Source organism: Nocardioides panacisoli (assembly GCF_039537325.1).
GTDB lineage: Bacteria > Actinomycetota > Actinomycetes > Propionibacteriales > Nocardioidaceae > Nocardioides > Nocardioides panacisoli.
This window is the reverse complement of record NZ_BAABAH010000014.1, coordinates 14403-30336: the sequence shown is the minus strand read 5'-3', so window position 1 is coordinate 30336 and position 15934 is coordinate 14403. Positions and strand designations below refer to the sequence as shown.

Annotated in this window: 12 protein-coding genes and 1 tRNA gene; 6 read left to right on the top strand and 7 right to left on the bottom strand. The window is 72.3% G+C overall.

Translation table 11 applies throughout. From position 1 onward, the window contains the following. The first annotated feature begins 42 nt into the window (after positions 1 to 42). Positions 43 to 118: transfer RNA gene (locus tag ABD709_RS16790), tRNA-Asn, on the top strand. A gap of 107 nt (positions 119 to 225) precedes the next feature. Here ABD709_RS16790 and ABD709_RS16785 read toward each other — a convergent pair. Continuing rightward, positions 226 to 1797 carry a hypothetical protein gene (locus ABD709_RS16785; RefSeq protein WP_344777509.1) on the bottom strand — a complete coding sequence of 524 codons (1572 nt, stop codon included), beginning with the start codon at positions 1795 to 1797 and terminating at the stop codon, positions 226 to 228. Between the two features lie 76 nt (positions 1798 to 1873). Here ABD709_RS16785 and ABD709_RS16780 point away from each other — a divergent pair, with 76 nt between their 5' ends. Then, entirely contained in the window at positions 1874 to 2722 is an 849-nt protein-coding gene (locus tag ABD709_RS16780) for a uracil-DNA glycosylase (protein ID WP_344777507.1), read from the top strand. 22 nt (positions 2723 to 2744) lie between these two features. Here the strand turns inward: ABD709_RS16780 and ABD709_RS16775 are convergent, their stop codons facing one another. The 4 genes from ABD709_RS16775 to ABD709_RS16760 form a co-directional block, all read right to left on the bottom strand. Then, positions 2745 to 5024 (bottom strand): putative bifunctional diguanylate cyclase/phosphodiesterase, encoded by a 2280-nt coding sequence (locus ABD709_RS16775; RefSeq protein WP_344777505.1) that lies wholly within the window; start codon positions 5022 to 5024, stop codon positions 2745 to 2747. 171 nt (positions 5025 to 5195) lie between these two features. After that, the gene (ku, locus tag ABD709_RS16770) at positions 5196 to 6194 is read right to left on the bottom strand and encodes a non-homologous end joining protein Ku (protein WP_344777503.1); all 999 of its coding nucleotides are present in this window, start codon (positions 6192 to 6194) and stop codon (positions 5196 to 5198) included. A gap of 28 nt (positions 6195 to 6222) precedes the next feature. Beyond that, complete coding sequence (locus ABD709_RS16765; protein WP_344777501.1) at positions 6223 to 8934, bottom strand: putative bifunctional diguanylate cyclase/phosphodiesterase; 2712 nt, start codon at positions 8932 to 8934, stop codon at positions 6223 to 6225. Beyond that, positions 8925 to 10697: a S8 family peptidase gene (locus tag ABD709_RS16760; RefSeq protein ID WP_344777499.1), complete on the bottom strand. Its 1773-nt coding sequence runs from the start codon at positions 10695 to 10697 to the stop codon at positions 8925 to 8927. Before ABD709_RS16760 ends, ABD709_RS16765 begins: the two co-directional genes overlap by 10 nt. Before the next feature lie 151 nt (positions 10698 to 10848). On the opposite strand from ABD709_RS16760, the gene ABD709_RS16755 reads away from it, so the two are divergent. After that, complete coding sequence (locus ABD709_RS16755; RefSeq protein ID WP_344777497.1) at positions 10849 to 11493, top strand: methyltransferase; 645 nt, start codon at positions 10849 to 10851, stop codon at positions 11491 to 11493. On the opposite strand, the gene ABD709_RS16750 is transcribed toward ABD709_RS16755, so the two are convergent. Both ABD709_RS16750 and ABD709_RS16745 read right to left on the bottom strand, forming a co-directional pair. After that, positions 11484 to 12212, bottom strand: coding sequence for a glutamine amidotransferase (locus tag ABD709_RS16750; RefSeq protein WP_344777495.1), 729 nt, complete (start codon positions 12210 to 12212; stop codon positions 11484 to 11486). The genes ABD709_RS16755 and ABD709_RS16750 overlap by 10 nt on opposite strands. Before the next feature lie 23 nt (positions 12213 to 12235). Then, positions 12236 to 13234 carry a cation diffusion facilitator family transporter gene (locus ABD709_RS16745; RefSeq protein ID WP_344777493.1) on the bottom strand — a complete coding sequence of 333 codons (999 nt, stop codon included), beginning with the start codon at positions 13232 to 13234 and terminating at the stop codon, positions 12236 to 12238. Between the two features lie 24 nt (positions 13235 to 13258). Between ABD709_RS16745 and fdhD the strand changes: the two genes are divergently transcribed. The 3 genes from fdhD (at position 13259) to ABD709_RS16730 (ending at position 15888) form a co-directional block, all read left to right on the top strand. Beyond that, positions 13259 to 14101 carry a formate dehydrogenase accessory sulfurtransferase FdhD gene (gene fdhD / locus ABD709_RS16740; RefSeq protein WP_344777491.1) on the top strand — a complete coding sequence of 281 codons (843 nt, stop codon included), beginning with the start codon at positions 13259 to 13261 and terminating at the stop codon, positions 14099 to 14101. Between the two features lie 102 nt (positions 14102 to 14203). Beyond that, positions 14204 to 14833, top strand: coding sequence for a hypothetical protein (locus ABD709_RS16735; protein WP_344777489.1), 630 nt, complete (start codon positions 14204 to 14206; stop codon positions 14831 to 14833). Between the two features lie 62 nt (positions 14834 to 14895). Next, positions 14896 to 15888 carry a hypothetical protein gene (locus tag ABD709_RS16730; protein WP_344777487.1) on the top strand — a complete coding sequence of 331 codons (993 nt, stop codon included), beginning with the start codon at positions 14896 to 14898 and terminating at the stop codon, positions 15886 to 15888. Positions 15889 to 15934: the final 46 nt, after the last annotated feature.

The following is a 15934-nucleotide window of genomic DNA, read 5'->3' as shown; positions in this document are numbered from 1 at the left end:
TGCTAATCTGTCCGGGCTGCGGGCCGAACAGACCCGCGCCGGTCCCCTGTAGCTCAACTGGCAGAGCATTCGGCTGTTAACCGGAGGGTTGTTGGTTCGAGTCCAACCGGGGGAGCCAAAGAGAACGGCCCGTGACCGCGCGTTCGCGCGGATCACGGGCCGTTTCGCTCGCGCGGCCCGCAGCGGAGCGGGCGTCGCGACGGCGAGCGCCGCCGCTGGAACGGGCTAGAGCCCGAGCAGCCCGAGCAGGCCACCGAGACCCAGGCTGTCCAGGACCGGGCTGAGCAGGTCCGTCAGGGCCGAGCCGGACGGCAGGCCGCCCGGACCATTGGCCGCGTCGCAGATCGGCTGCGCCCCGGGAACGGCCGTGCACAGCTCGGTCAGCGACAACGCGCTCGGCTGGAGGCTCCCCGCTCGGGCGGCGAGCGTCGTGCACACCAGTTGCGGCACCCCGGCATCGCAGAGCGCCTGGACCGAGGTCAGGTCGCTGGGCAGCGGCCCTCCGCCGCCTCCTCCGAGGAGCCCGCCGAGCCCGAGGGTGTCGAGCACGGGGCTGAGGAGGTCGGTGAGCCCGGTCAGGTTCGTGGGCAGGCCGGCTCCGAGGTCCGCGGCATCGCAGATGGCCTGTGCCTGGGGCACGGCGGTGCACAGCTGGGCGAGCGTGAGGTCGGTCGGGAGGCCGTTGGCGAGGCCGGCGAGGCTGTCGCAGACGGTCTGGGGGAGGCCGGCGTCGCAGAGCGCCTGGACCGAGGTCAGGTCGCTGGGCAGGGGCCCTCCGCCTCCTCCTCCGAGGAGCCCGCCGAGCCCAAGGGTGTCGAGCACGGGGCTGAGGAGGTCGGTGAGCCCGGTCCGGTTCGTGGGCAGGCCGGCTCCGAGGTCCGCGGCATCGCAGATGGCCTGTGCCTGGGGCACGGCGGTGCACAGCTGGGCGAGCGTGAGGTCGGTGGGGAGGCCGTTGGCGAGGCCGGCGAGGCTGTCGCAGACGGTCTGGGGGAGGCCGGCGTCGCAGAGCGCCTGGACCGAGGTCAGGTCGCTGGGCAGAGGCCCTCCGCCGCCTCCTCCGAGGAGCCCGCCGAGCCCGAGGGAGTCCAGAAGAGGTTGCAGGAGCTCGGTCAACGCGGCCGGGTCGGCGGGTAGGCCGTCGGCGGCGGCCGCACAGAGGGGCTGGAGCTGGGGCAGGGCGTCGCAGAGCTGCTGGAGCGGAGTGGTCGCGTCACCGCCGGCAAGTCCTCCGAGGGCGTCGCAGAGCTGCTCCGGGAGCCCGGTGTCGCAGAGCGTCTGGATCGGGCTGCTGGTGCCACCACCGCCACCACCGCCACCGCCGTGCTGACAGGTCACCAGTGCGAGCGCGGTGGCACCGACCTGTGCACGGGCGAGCTCGAGCCGGTGGGTCAGGCGCCGCACGCGACGCTGGAGCTTCCGGACCTTCTTGGCCAGCTTGTGGGCCTTGGCCGCCTGGTGGGCAGCGACGGCATGCCGGAGCCTGCGCTTCGTCACCGTCACCCGGTGCTTGGCCGCGCGCATCTTCGCCACTGCTGCTGTCCGCTGGGACACCGCGGTGTCGTACGCCGCCTGCTGGGCGGAGCAGTCGGGAGCAGCCGCGACCTCCGGTGCGGCGGCGGAAGGTGAGACCACCGCGGCCGCGGTCCCGGCGACCTCCGCGCCGGTCAGCACCAGGGCGATGGCCACTGCGAGAGCGACGGCAAGGCGAACGGTGGCACGAGTCATCTGTGGCCCTCCCTCCAGGGAGACCCAGGTGAGCAGGTCTCCGGAGCGCACGCCGGTGTGCGCGCGCATCCTGACTGCCTATCGGCAGCGGAAGCGCTTCTCGGCGAGGTTTCTCCCGGAAGTTCTGACCGTGGAGGATGGCGAGATGCACGACGACCTGCTGCCGCACCCGGCGACCGGCGAGCTGTTCGCATCGCCGGTGCCGCCGGGCACCGGCTGGCCCGGCGATCCGGCGACGGCGGAGACGCCGGTCGCGCGAACTCCCGCTCAGGTACGCCGCCTCGCCCGACGCGCGGACCTCGGGGAGCTCGACGCCCGGGTCAGCGTCTGCCGCGCGTGCCCGCGGCTGGTGCGCTGGCGGGAGGACGTCGCCCACGGGAAGCGCGCGTCGTACGCCGACCAGCCCTACTGGGGGCGGCCCGTACCCGGCTTCGGCCCACCGACCGCGAGCATCCTGGTCGTCGGGCTCGCACCGGCCGCCAACGGTGCCAACCGCACCGGCCGGCTGTTCACCGGCGACCGCAGCGGCGACTGGCTGTTCGCGTCCCTGCACCGGGTGGGCCTGGCGACGCAGGGCACCAGCGTCCACTCCGCCGACGGCCTCGAGCTCGTCGACACCCGCATGGTCGCGACGGTGCGGTGCGCGCCGCCGCAGAACAAGCCGACCACGAGCGAGCGCGACACCTGCTCGCCGTGGATCGAGGCGGAGCTCGGCCTGCTCGCAGAGCACGTCCGGGTCGTGGTCGCGCTCGGTGGCTACGGCTGGGACGCGACCCTGCGGGTGTACGCCGCCCTCGGCTGGCAGGTCGCCCGGCCCAAGCCGCGGTTCGGTCACGGCGTCGAGGCGACCCTCGTGCACGACGCCCGCTCCGTCACGCTGCTCGGCTGCTACCACCCCAGCCAGCAGAACACCTTCACCGGGCGGCTCACCGAGCCGATGCTCGACGAGGTCTTCGGCCGGGCCGCGGAGCTCGGCGGCGCCCCGCAAGGATGAACGGGGAGCCGCGCGTCCGGTGCTAGCAGGGAATCTTGTCGGGCGGAGCCGGTCGCCCGAGCAGGTATCCCTGGCCCTGATGACATCCCAGCAGGGCCAGGTGCGTGCGCTGTCTCTCGGTCTCGATGCCCTCGCCCACCACCACCAGGCCGATGGCGTGGGCGAGGGTGATCACCGCCGAGACGATCGCGTCGCACACCGGGTTGCTGCCCAGCTCGGCGACGAAGGTCCGATCGATCTTGATCTCGTCAGCCGGAAGCTCACGCAGGTGGGACAGCGAGGAGAAACCCGTGCCGAAGTCGTCGAGGGCGACGCCGACGCCGAGGCTGCGGAGCATCTCGAGCTGCACGACCGTCGCCTCGATGTCGGTGAGGACGGCCGACTCGGTGACCTCGACCATCAGGTCGGTGGCCCGGGCGCCCGTCTCGGCGAGCGCGCGGCCGAGAGTCGCCACGACATCGGTCCGGAGCAGCTCCGCCGCGGAGACGTTGATGGACACCCGCTTCGGGCAGCCCGCGGCCCGCCACGCCTGGGCGTGCCGAGCAGCCTCCGTGGCGACCCAGCTGCCGATCTCCAGGATCAGGTCGGAGTCCTCGGCGACGTGCAGGAACGCCTCGGGGCTGAGCAGGCCGCGGCGTGGGTGCTGCCAGCGGAGGAGCGCCTCCACGCCGGCGGTGCGTCCGGTGGCGAGGTCGACCAGCGGCTGGTACCGCAGTGTGAGCTCGCCGCGCTCGAGGGCACGCCGGAGCTCGCCCTCCGTGCGCAGCCGCTCGACCGCGAGGGTCTGCATGTGGTCGTCGAACTCGGCCCACCCTCCCCGCCCCTCTTCCTTGGCGCGGTACATGGCGGTGTCGGCCTCGCGGATCAGGTCGTCACCGCTCAGGCCGGGCCGGGACCGGGCGATGCCCGTCGACCCGCCGACGCGCAGCTCGAGGCCGTCGACCCGGATCGTTCCGCGCAGCACGGCTGCCAACCTCTCGACCGCCGGGCGAGGATCCGCCGTCCGGGGTCCCAGGACGACGAACTCGTCGCCACCGAACCGGCTGACGATCCAGTCACGGGGCACGGCGGCGCGAAGGCGGTCGGCCAGCTCGACGAGCAGCCGATCCCCGACGTCGTGGCCGTGACTGTCGTTGACCAGCTTGAACCGGTCGAGGTCGATGAAGAGCACGACCACCGGGGCGGCCTCGGCATCCGCGAGGAGCCTGGTCAGCTCTCGAGTCACGCCGCGCCGGTTGAGCAGTCCGGTGAGCGAGTCGTGACGGGCGTTGTGGCGCAGACGTCGCACCAGGCCGTCGTGCGCCTCGACGAGGTCGTTGAAGGCCCGGGCCACCTCGGCGACCTCCGTGGGACCGGACTCGGGCGCCGGACGTCGCGGACCACCGTCTCGTGAAGCGGCGATCGCCGATCCGAGTCGCCGGATCGGTCGCGCGAGCCGGCGGTGGAGCGCCACCGCCAGTGCGATCACCAGAGCGACGATGGCGCCGCCGAACAACAGCAGGGAACGGCGCTGGTCCCGGGCGGAGGCGGTCGCGGCGTGCTCGTCGAGGCCCGCGAGGATCCGCCAGCCTGTCGCAGGCACCTCGACCTCACGCCAGATCCGACGGGTGCCGTCGACACCGACCGCGGGTGGGCGCGTCCACGCAACCGCGGCGCCCGGCTCGTAGGGAGCGTGCGGGGTGGTGGCGGCCACGAGTCCGCTGGCCGGGTCGATCGCAACGACCACGGTCGCCGCGTCGGCTCCTGCCGGTAGGGCGAGCTCGGGAACGTCGGTGAAGAGCACCGCAACCACCGCTCCCACCGGGTGACCCGGGCCCGGGATCGGCGCGGCGATCGTGACGGCGGGATGCCCGCTGCCCGGATCGATGAAGATGCGGTCGTCGGGAACGGTGGTCGCCTCGTGGAGTGCTTCCGAGTAGGCAGTGTTCGGCACCGTCTCCCCTCGATCCCCGGAGAGGGCACAGACGGTTCGGCCGCCGGCCGTGACGACGACGATCCGCGCCGCTGACCTGACGCTCGCCAGAGGAGCGAGGGCTCGCTCGCACCCGCGGCGATCCAGCTGCCTCAGACCAGGGTTCCGCGCAAGGTTGTCAAGGAGGGGCGCGGCGCTGTCGAACAGGGAGCCGAACTCGGTCGCCTCGGTCGCGGCGAGTGCGGTCAGCTGGCCCTCGGCGCGGTCGCGCTCGCGGTCGAAGGTCGCGGCGGTCACCCACACGATGAGTGCGCCGACGGCTACCAGGCAGGCGGCGAAGCCGGCGACGACCGACGCCGTGACCGACCGTCCCACCCTGCGGGCGGGCATCTCAGCTGCTTTCGGTGCGCCGTCTGTCCCGAGCGTGGTCGCGGACGAATTCGTTCCTCATGCTGTCTCCCCCATGTGTGCGATCGCACCAGCCTGCCTGAAGCAGGCGCGCCTGTTGAGGACGCAAGGAACTGCGATGCCAGGTACAAAGACCCTGCCGCGGCCGGGGGCTCAGCTCGCGCGTCTGCGGCGCCCGCCGCGGTCGCTCTTGGCCTTCGTGATCGCCTTTCGCAGGTCGGCGGCGCTCATCTTCGAGCGCCCCTCGATCTCGAGCTCCTTGGCGAGCTCGACCAGCTGCTTCTTCGGCAGGTCGTCCAGGTCGACGTCCTCCGGGCCCCGCTTGCGGGTCCGCACCGGCGCCACGTCCTGGGTGTTGCCGGCCCGGTGCTTCTTGCTCGTGTCGACCGACGCCTGCAGGGCGGCGAGGAGGTCGACGACCTTCTCCTCCGACTCCTCGCGGTCCGGCTGGGTGACGACGACCCGGTCCTTCTTCTTCGCGTCGATGAGCTTCTCGACCCGCTCGGTGTAGGTGTCGCGGTAGTTCTTCGGGTTCCAGGAGGTCGTGAGGGTCTCGATGAGGTCGACGGCCATCTTCAGGTCCTTGCCCCGGGAGGAGGCCCGGCCCGGCAGGTTGTCGAGCTCCTTCTTGGGATCGCGGACCTCGTCGGCGAAGTACATCGTCTCCAGCACGAGCACGCCGTCCTTCGGTCGGATCGCGGCGAGGTACTGCTTGCCACGCATCACGAACGTCGCGACGCCGACCCGCTCGGCCTTGTCCATCGCGCCCACCAGCAGCGCGTAGGCCTTCTTCGCGGTCTCGTCGGTCGGCGCCAGGAAGTAGGACTTCTGGTAGAAGATGGGGTCGATCTCGGCGGCCTCGACGAAGTCGCTGATGTCGATCGTCCGGCTCGTGCCCGGCTCGACGGACTCCAGCTCCTCCTGGGTCAGCATCACGTACTCGTCGTCGCCCACCTCGGCGCCCTTGACGATGTCGTCGTAGTCGACCTCGTCACCGCTGTCCTCGTTGACCCGCTTGTTGCGGATCCGCGAGGAGGTGCCCTTCTCGAACTGGTGGAAGTGGACCTGGTGCTCCTGGGTCGCGGAGAAGAGCCCGACGGGGATGTTCACCAGGCCGAACGAGACCGAGCCGGTCCAGATCGCGCGTGCCATGGCCCGGCGGTACCCAGGCAGCCTGTCCTCAGGCGGGCTGGCGCTGCTGGTCCCGCTGGCCGGCAGGCCGGCCGTCCGGCCGGGCGAGCCAGAGGTCTTCGAACTGGCCGGCGGGCAGCGGCCTCGCGATCAGGTAGCCCTGGATCAGCGGGCAGCCGAGGTCGACGAGCGCCCGGCGCTGCTCGACGGTCTCGACGCCCTCGGCGACGACGGTGATGCCGCAGGCGGCGGCGAGCCGGACGACGGCGGCGACGATCTCGGAGTCGACCTGGCTCCGGCCGAGCCCGGCGGTGAACGCCTGGTCGACCTTGACGACGTCGACCGGGAACCGCTGCAGGTAGGAGAGGGAGGAGTACCCGGTGCCGAAGTCGTCGATCGCCACCCGGACACCCAGCGCCTTCAGCTCGCGGAGCGTCGCGATGGTCAGCTCGGTGTCGGCCATCAGGCCGGTCTCGGTGATCTCGAGGCACAGCTGCTCGGGCGGGAGGTCGGTGCGGAGGAGGGTGTCGGCCACCTCCGCGACGATGTTCGGTCGGCTGAACTGCACGGCGGAGAGGTTCACATTGATCCTCAGCGGCTCCCGCTCCGGGTGCGCGAGCGCCCAGGCGCGGGTCTGCCGGCAGGCCTCCTCCAGCACCCACGCGCCGAGCGGGACGATCAGGCCGGTCTCCTCGGCGACCGGCACGAACCGCAGCGGGGTCACGATGCCGTCGGCGGAGTTCCAGCGCACCAGCGCCTCGGCGCCGACGGTCCGACCGGTGACGGTGTCGACGACCGGTTGGAAGTAGAGCTCGAATTCGTCCTCGTCGAGCGCGCGACGCAGTCCCGTCTCCAGCTCGAGACGGGCCCGCGGGTCCTCGGCGGTGGCGGGCGTGAACAGCCGGAAGGTGCCCTTCCCGGCTCTCTTCGCGGCGTACGTCGCGCTGTCCGCGGCCGCGACCAGGGCCTCCCGGCTGTCTGCCTGGTCGGTGGTCGCGATCCCGATGGACGCGCTGACGAACACCTCGTGCCCGCCGATGACGGTGCCCTCGGCGACGTCGGCCAGGATCCGCTCGGCGACCGCCACCGCCTGGCGCTGGTCGGCGATGTCCTCGATGAGGATGGCGAACTCGTCACCGCCCAGCCGCGCGCAGGTGTCCTCGGGCCGCAGACGTCGCCGCAGCAGGGCCGCGACGTGGACGAGCAGGTCGTCGCCGATGGGGTGACCGTAGGAGTCGTTGACGAGCTTGAACCGGTCGAGGTCGAACATCAGCAGCGCGTGCCGGGTCTGGTGCCGCTGCGCCCGGACGAGTGCGTGCTCGACGCGGTCCTGGAACAGCCGCCGGTTCGGGAGGCCTGTGAGGGCGTCGTGGAAGGCCAGGTAGGAGAGCCGCTCCTCGAACGCCTTGCGCTCGGTGATGTCGTGCAGGACCAGCACGAGACCCGGATGGGGGACCGGCAGGCTCGCCGCGGTGAGGGCGACCGGGATGCGCTCCTCGCCGACGCGGAGCACCGCGTCGTCGTCGCGGACGGTGTCGTGGGCCTCGGAGACGTCCCGGAGCCGCAGGGGGCCGGAGGTGCGCTTGATCGAGAAGACGTCGTCGGCCGGCCGACCCACCAGGTCGCCGTCGTAGGCGAGCAGTGCGTGCGCCGCCGGGTTCGCGAAGGTGATCACGCCGGCCGCGTCGACGGCCAGGACGCTCTCGGACTGCGCATCGGTGATGGCCGTCAGGTGGGCGAGCAGCTGCGCGTTGCGCAGGGTCTCCGCCCCGACGCTCGCGAGCGTCGACAGGGCATCGCGCTCGGTGTCGATCCACGCGCCGCCGCCGATCCGGTCCCAGACCCGCAGCTCGGTGTGGTCGTCGATCTCGGCGCGCAGGTCCCCGGCCGAGGCCGGCTCCGTCGGCGACACGTACGTCGCCGCGCCCGCGCGCAGGACGTCGGTGGCAGCGGACAGGAGCTGTGCCCGGACCTCGTCCGGGTCGGCGGAGGAGCGCACGGCGACCACGCCGTCCTGGAGCGCCTCGGCCGCCAGCCGACCCTGCCGCTGGACGACGACGGCGACGTACGCCGCCTCGATCGTCCAGGCGAGCGCGATCGCGGGGATCGCCGCGACGGGGTGGTCGTGCACGGCGACCGCCGCGACGACGCCGAGGAGGAGCGCGCCGAACGAAGCCAGGCCGCGGCTGCGCCACTGCTCCCACATGCTGAGGAGGATCGGGTCCCCGACGGCGAGCCGGACGATGACGGCCACGGCGCCGGAGGAGGCCACCGCGAACACCAGGCCACCGACGGCGCACGCCAGGATCGCCGCCGGGGTGAGGGCCGAAGCGGCAGGGGGCACGATCAGCGACGCGACGGCGTACCCCGCGAGGCTGGCCAGGACGGTCTGCCCGACGTTGAAGACGGTCTTGATCGGTGCTCGCCGCGCGGCGAGGTTCCCGGCGAAGGACGCGACCACGACGGCGACCGCGACCTCGAAGGGGCTGAGCATCAGGATCATGGGCGGCAGCAACGCCTCGTCCAGGTGGTCGGACTCCACGCTGCCGTGCCGGTGCACGAGCCGCGTCGGGCGCAGGTGGGTGTAGACGAGCAGCACCGTGAGCACCGCGAACGTCAACGGGTGCGGGAACGACTCCTGGCCGCCGCGGGCGGCGGCCAGGACCGTCGCGGCCACAGCGGCTGCGCCGACTCCGGCGCAGACCGCTGTCAGCCCCGCCGGCGGCAGGACCTTAGGGACCCTCGAGGGGGTCAGTTCCATGCCGCCGACCAGAACCCGGTGGACGCCCACCCGCCGGCGTTCCACGCGGCGGAGTTCCAAGCCGCCGAGTTCCACGCAGCGCTGTTCCAGGCGGCGCTGTTCCAGGCCGCCGAGTTCCACGCCGCGCTGTTCCACGCCGCGGAGTTCCAGGCGGCCGAGTGCCAGTCGTAGCCGTTCCAGGCGGCGCCGGCCCACTCGTAGGCGTTCCAGGCGGCGGAGCTCCACGCGACGCTGTTCCAGAGCAGCGCGTTCCAGGTGTAGCCGTTCCAGTTCAGGGTGTTCCACGCCGCGCTGTTCCAGGCGGCGGAGTTCCAGGCGGCGCTGTTCCAGGCCGCGGAGTTCCATGCGGCGCTGTTCCATGCGGCGGAGTTCCACGCGGCGCTGTCGCCGGTGGGTGCGCCGGCGTTGACCAGCGAGCCCTCGGAGCTGAACAGCGACCCGGAGCCGTCCGACCGGAGCAGACCCTGGTTGGCGGCCGCTCCTGCAGGCGCGGCGAGCAGGGCGGCGATGTTCAGCCTGCCGGCTCCCTGCGCGGTGGCCGGAGCGCCGGGCACCGGGACGGCGGTGCCGGTCAGCATCGCCTTGACCTGGTTGTTCGTCAGGTCCGGACGCTGCTGGAGGAGCAGGGCGACGGCACCGGCTGCCTGCGGGGCTGCGAACGAGGTACCGGAGCCGCGGAAGTAGACGGGGGCGATCCGCGACGCGGGGAACTGGGTGTCGATCGAGGAGCCGGAGGCGCGGGTGGAGACGACGTGCGCACCGGGCGCGACGAGGTCCGGCTTCGCGATCCCGGCCGCGGTCGGGCCCGTCGAGGAGAACGGTGCGACGGTGTCGTCGCCGGGGTCCGCGGTGGTCGCGTCGTCGGTGGCGCCGACGGTGATGACGTAGGGGTCGTCGCCCGGCTTGGAGATACCGCCCGGGCCCGAGTTGCCGGCTGCGACCGTGACGACCATGCCGCTGCGCCACGCGCCCTCGACCGCAGCGTCGAGCGGGTCGATCCGCCAGTTCTGGGTCGAGTCGGTGCCCAGGGAGAGGTTCAGGACCCGGATGTTGTCCTTCGCAGCGTGGTTGACCGCCCACTGGATCGCGGTGATGACACGGACGACGTCGCTGGAGCCGTTGGCGCCCGCGACCTTGAGCGAGATCAGGTCGACGCCGGGCGCGACGCCCTTGATCGCCCCGCCGGATGCGACGCCCGAGCCGGCGATGATGCCCGCGACGAAGGTGCCGTGGCCGAAGCTGTCGGTGGCGTAGCTGCCCTCGCCGCTGAGGTCGTAGCCGTCGACCACCCTGCCGGCCAGGTCGCCGGTGTTGCTGATGCCCGTGTCGATGACCGCGACTCCGACGCCGTGGCCGTCGACGCCGCTCGCCCACGCGGCGGGAGCGCCGTCGGCCTGCGGGTAGACCGCCGACGCGTCGTGGCTCCCGGCTCCCCAGTCCGCGTCGTTGACGGTGACGGGCGCATTGTCGGAGACGTGCAGGCCCGTCGCCTCGAGGGCGGCGACCTGCTGGTCGGTGAGGTCGGCTGCGAAGCCGTGGATGATCGGAAGGTTCTGGTAGCCCTCGAACCCGGAGACCATCGGCTTCGCGTCCCGGACGGCCTGCCGCGATCCGGTGACGATGACGGTGCGGGTCTCGGCGTGGGCCGAGACGGCGGGACTGCGTTGGGCGCTCTCCGCCGGGGTGGCCACGACCACCAGGGAGAGGGCGGCTGCCAGGAGCGCGGGAACCGTCGCACGAAGCCTGCGGGACTGAGGTCGCATGGGCGGATCCAACTCTCTTCGGGCGGGCGCGCCCGGGCGGACCCGGGCATCATGGTTGCCATCGGCAGCCGTCCGGCCCGGTTGAGGCCTTCGCGTGAGAATTCTCTGGGGGATGAAACCCCGGTCGGTTGGGCAACTCCGGGTCGTGACCATGGCATCGGACCAGACGACGGAGATTGCCCGGTTCGGCGATCTCGACATCGCGTGGGATCCGCGGGTCCTGCAGCCGCGGGCCTGGACCGCGGCGCAGAGCGAGTGGGCGGCCGAGCTGTCGCCGCAGTGCCCCGACGGCCCGATCCTGGAGCTGTTCTGCGGTGCCGGGCAGATCGGGCTCCTCGCCGCCTCCCTGACCGGTCGGCCGCTCGTCCAGGCCGACCTCGATCCCGTGGCTGCCGCGTACGTACGCCGGAACGCGGCGGCCGCGGGCCTGACCACCGACGTCCGGGAGGCCGCCGTCGAGCAGGCGCTGGCTCCGGACGAGCGGTTCGGCCTGGCCGTCGTCGACCCGCCGTGGGTTCCGACGGCCCGGATCGGGACGTTCCCGGAGGACCCCCCGCTCGCCATCGACGGCGGGGCAGACGGCACCGACCTGGTCGTCCTCGGCGTCCGGGTCGCCCTCCGCCACCTGAGCCCGGGCGGTAATGCCGTGGTCCAGGTCGGTGACCCCGGCCAGGTGGAGCTCATCCGGTCCCTGCTGCCGGAGGGCGGTACCGGCGACGCCGCGCCGTGGGCGGTGCTCGAGGTCCGCGACTTCATGCCGCGCGGGATGCTGGTCCGGGTCGGGCCTCAGCCGTAGCGCTCGACGAACCGAGCCAGGATCAGTGGCGGCACGGTCACGACGGCTTCCTGCACCCGGTCGATGATCTCGTCCATCGTCTCCGGCGGGTAGTAGCCGTAGTGCTGGTAGATCCGGATCCGCGTGACAATGCCGTCGACGTCGAGCTCGGGGTGGAACTGGGTCGCGTAGAGGTTCGTCCGGACGCGGAACATCTGCACCGGGCAGGCCGGCGACGACGCGAGCAGCACGGCGGTCGGCGGCAGGTCCCGACACGCCTCCTTGTGGCCCACGAAGGCCTCGAACGTGTCCGGCAGGCCCGCCAGCAGCGGGTCGGACCGGCCAGCATCGGTCAGCGTGACGGGGACGGCGCCGATCGGCTCGGCGTACGTCCCGTCGACGACGCCGCCCTGGTGCACGCCGAGCGTGCCGACGCCGTAGCAGGCGCCGAGGAAGGGGAAGTCGCGGTCGACCACCTCGTCGAGCAGGGAGCGCAGCTCCGACTCCACCCGCCGCTGGGTCGTCGACTTCGAGTCCTCCGGATCGCTGGAGTCGAACGGACCGCCGCCCAGCACGATCCCGGCGTAGCTGTCGAGGTCGATCCGCGGCATCGGGCCGGCCTCCAGCCGGACCCGGTGGAGGTCCCGCTCGTCGAGACCCGACGCGCGCAGCATCGCGGCGTACTCGCCGTCCGCGGCCTGGTCCTCGGCGCGCGTCGCGAGCAGCAGGAACGGTCTCACGCGGGACATCGTCTCCTACGCGGTCACTGCTGGGCGACGTACCAGCTGGGCAGCGCGCCGGGTCGCAGGTCGGTCTCGTTGCCGGGCCGCGTCAGCGTCAGCACGGCGCGCAGGATCAGCGGCGACCTCTCGGTGAGGGCGTCCTCGACGGCGGCGAGCTGGCTGGCCACCTCCGACTCGGGGGCGTCGCCGACCAGGTCGACGGCGGCGACGAGGTAGATCCGGTCGGCGCCGACCCACTCGGTCCGCAGGTAGCTGACGCGCTCGACGTCGGGGTGCTCCAGGAGCGTGTGCAGGACCGCGTTCCGCGCGAGCGGCGTCACCTCCTCGCCGGTGAGGAAGTCCATGTTCCGCATGATCAGGAACAGCGCCACCGCCCCGAGCAGGACCCCGACCGCGATCGAGCCGATCGCGTCCCAGACCGGGTCGCCGGTCACCTGGTGCAGCCCGATGCCAGCCGTCGCGATCACGATGCCGACCAGCGCCGAGAGGTCCTCGGCGAAGACCGCGCGCAGCATCGGGTTGGAGGTGAGCTGGACGTACCGCAGCGGGTGGAGCCGACGCTGCCGCGCCCCCGAGCGGGTCTGGCGGAGCGCCTGGAGGAAGGAGACGCCCTCGAGCACGAACGAGGCAGCGAGGACGGCGTACGCCCAGCCGTAGGGAACCTCCTCCGACGACGCGGAGGCACCGAGGGCCTGGATCCCGTGCCAGACCGAGACCGCCGCGCCGACGCTGAACAGGCCAAACGCGGCGAACATCGACCAGACGTAGCCCACGCGGCCGTGCCCCAGCGGGTGCTCCTCGTCGGGCGGGCGCGCGGCGTGCCGATCGCCGACGACGAGGAACACTTCGTTGCCGGTGTCGGCCCAGGAATGCGCGGCCTCCGCCGCCATCGAGGCCGAGCCCGTGATCACCGCAACCACGGTCTTCGCGAGCGCGATCAACAGGTTCGCGACGAGCGCGACCACCACGGTCACGAGCCCCTCGCTGTGTTGGGGCGTCGGTCCGGTCTCTGTGGTCACGCCGTCGACCCTAGTGTTGGGGCCATGGGCCGAGTGACCGTACGACGACCGGTGCTGCGGGTCCGCGACGACGCACGGTCGCGGCGTCCGGACACCCTGGCCGCGGAGGAGCCGATGGAGATCCGCATCGGTGCTCGGCCGCTGGCGATCACGATGCGCACCCCCGGTCACGACTTCGACCTCGCGCTCGGGTTCCTGGTCGGTGAGGGCGTCGTGCACAGCGCCGAGGACGTCGTCGCCCTTCGCTACTGCGCCGGCGCGACCGACGACGGCACCAACACCTACAACGTGGTCGAGGTGGTCCTCGACCCGTCGGTGCCGCCGCCTGCGGCGTCGCTGGAGCGCAGCTTCTACACGTCCTCCTCCTGCGGCCTGTGCGGCAAGGCCTCCCTCGACGCCGTACGGACCGCCTCGGCGTACTCGGTGGCCGACGACCCGTTCCACATCTCCGCCCGGCAACTGGCCGTCCTGCCGGACCGGCTGCGCGCCGCTCAGACCGTGTTCGACGCCACCGGCGGCCTGCACGCCGCCGGCCTGTTCACCGCCGACGGCGAGCTGCTCGCCGTCCGTGAGGACGTCGGCCGGCACAACGCCGTCGACAAGGTGATCGGCGACGCCGTCCGTAACCGCGCGCTGCCGCTGACGGGCACGGTGCTGATGGTCAGCGGGCGGGCCTCGTTCGAGCTGGTCCAGAAGGCCGTGATGGCCGGGATCCCGGCACTCGCGGCGGTCTCCGCGCCCTCCTCGCTCGCGGTCGACCTCGCCGAGGAGGCCGGCATGCTGCTGGTCGGCTTCCTCCGCGGGACGTCGATGAACGTCTACAGCGGGTCGCACCGGCTGGACGGTGCAAAAAATTCTGGCGATTGACGGGTGAGCGACTGGGTACCTCCAGGACGGTCCAGTCGCAGGGCGACTTTCTCGGGTGCGCACGCAGCTGGACGAGCTCCCCGAACAGAAAGTCAGCCAGTCATGAAGAAGTCTCTTTGTGCTGCCCTCCTGGCGCTCGCGACCGCATCGGTCCCGGCCCTCGTCGGCACGCCTGCCCACGCCGCACCCGGTCAGACCCTGATCTGCGACAACCACCGGAACAACCCCTACACAGGCACCTACAAGCAGGTCACCGTCCCTCGCGGTGCGTCCTGCTTCCTCGCGAACGCGCACGTCCTCGGCAACTTCAAGGCCCTGCACGGCGCCGTGAACGTCTACATCATCGCGACGCCCGTGGACCGCAACATCCACATCAAGGGCGCCACCCGCGACGTGAAGATCGGCCCCCGGCACTGCCGGTTCGACCCGACGGTGGGCAACAACATCATCGTCACGCGCTCCCACAACGTGGCGATCTGCTTCAGCACCGTCAAGGACAACATCAGCGTCACCCGCAACGACGGGCGGATCATGCTGCGCAACAACAAGGTCGGCAAGAACATCAGGGTGGTCGACAACCTGCCCTACGCCCACCAGCCCGGTGACGGCCAGCACCCGAACATGGACGCGATCCGGTTGCGGGACAACACGGCGGGCCGCCACATCACCGTCACGCGCAACAACGGCCGTCCGCTGATCGCCGACGGGAACAGCCCGGCCGTCAACAGCTGACGCCGGCTGACACCGCCGTAATCCGCTGGCGCTGGACCGGTCCGGAGGAACACGCTTCCGCCGTGACCTGGTCCAGCGCCGAGTGGATGACGGCGGAGTTCCGTGCGGAGCTCCGCGAGTTCGTCGCGGGCGCGGTGGGCGAGCCGGACGTCCTCGAGCCGGTCAAGGTCCGGCCGTGGTCCACCGTGTGGCGGGCCGAGGCCGGCGGGTCGACGTACTTCGCCAAGCAGAACTCGCCCGGCCAGGCGCACGAGGCCGCGCTGATCACCGCGCTCGCCCGGATCGCCCCCGAGTACGTCGTCCCCGTGGTCGCTGCGGACCCGGCGCGCGACCTCCTGCTCACCGCCGACGCTGGGCCCACGTTGCGTGCAGCCGGCGCGGCCGATGACCCGGCCGCGTGGTGCCGGATCGTGACGGACGCGGCGGCGCTGCAGCGTGCGGTCGCCACGCACGTCGCCGAGCTGCCGATCGGGGTGCTGGCGCCCGGCGACGCCGTCGGGTACGTGGCCGACGCCGTCGGGCGACTCGCGGCCCTCGCCCCGGACGACCCGCGTCGCCTCGACCCCGACATTGCTCGGGCCCTCGAGGCGCACCTGCCGGTGATCGACGCGTGGGCCGACCAGGTCGGTGACCTGGACCTGCCGATCACGCTCAACCACAACGACCTGCACGACAACAACGCCTTCGTCCCGAGCGGCGACGCGCCGCTGCGGTTCTTCGACTTCGGCGACGCGATCCTGACCGAGCCGCTCGGCGCCCTGCTGATCCCGCTCAACCTGTGCGCGCACCTGTGGGAGGCCGGACCGGATGACCCCCGGCTCCGGCGGGTGGCCGATGCGGGGCTGGACGCGTGGAGCGACCTGGTCGACCTCGGCACGCTGCGCGAGGCCCTGCCGGCGGCGCTGCAGCTCGCCCGGCTGGGCCGGGTGGAGTGCTGGCGACGCTGCGTGGCGACCATGACACCCGCCGAGCTCGGCGAGTGGGGCGATGCTCCCGCCTACTGGCTGGGTACCCTGCTGGGGGAGCCGCCAGTGGGGAGGAGCCCACGAATGTGACGCCACGGCTCGGGCTGGCGATACTTTCCGGGGCGCGTGAGGAGGT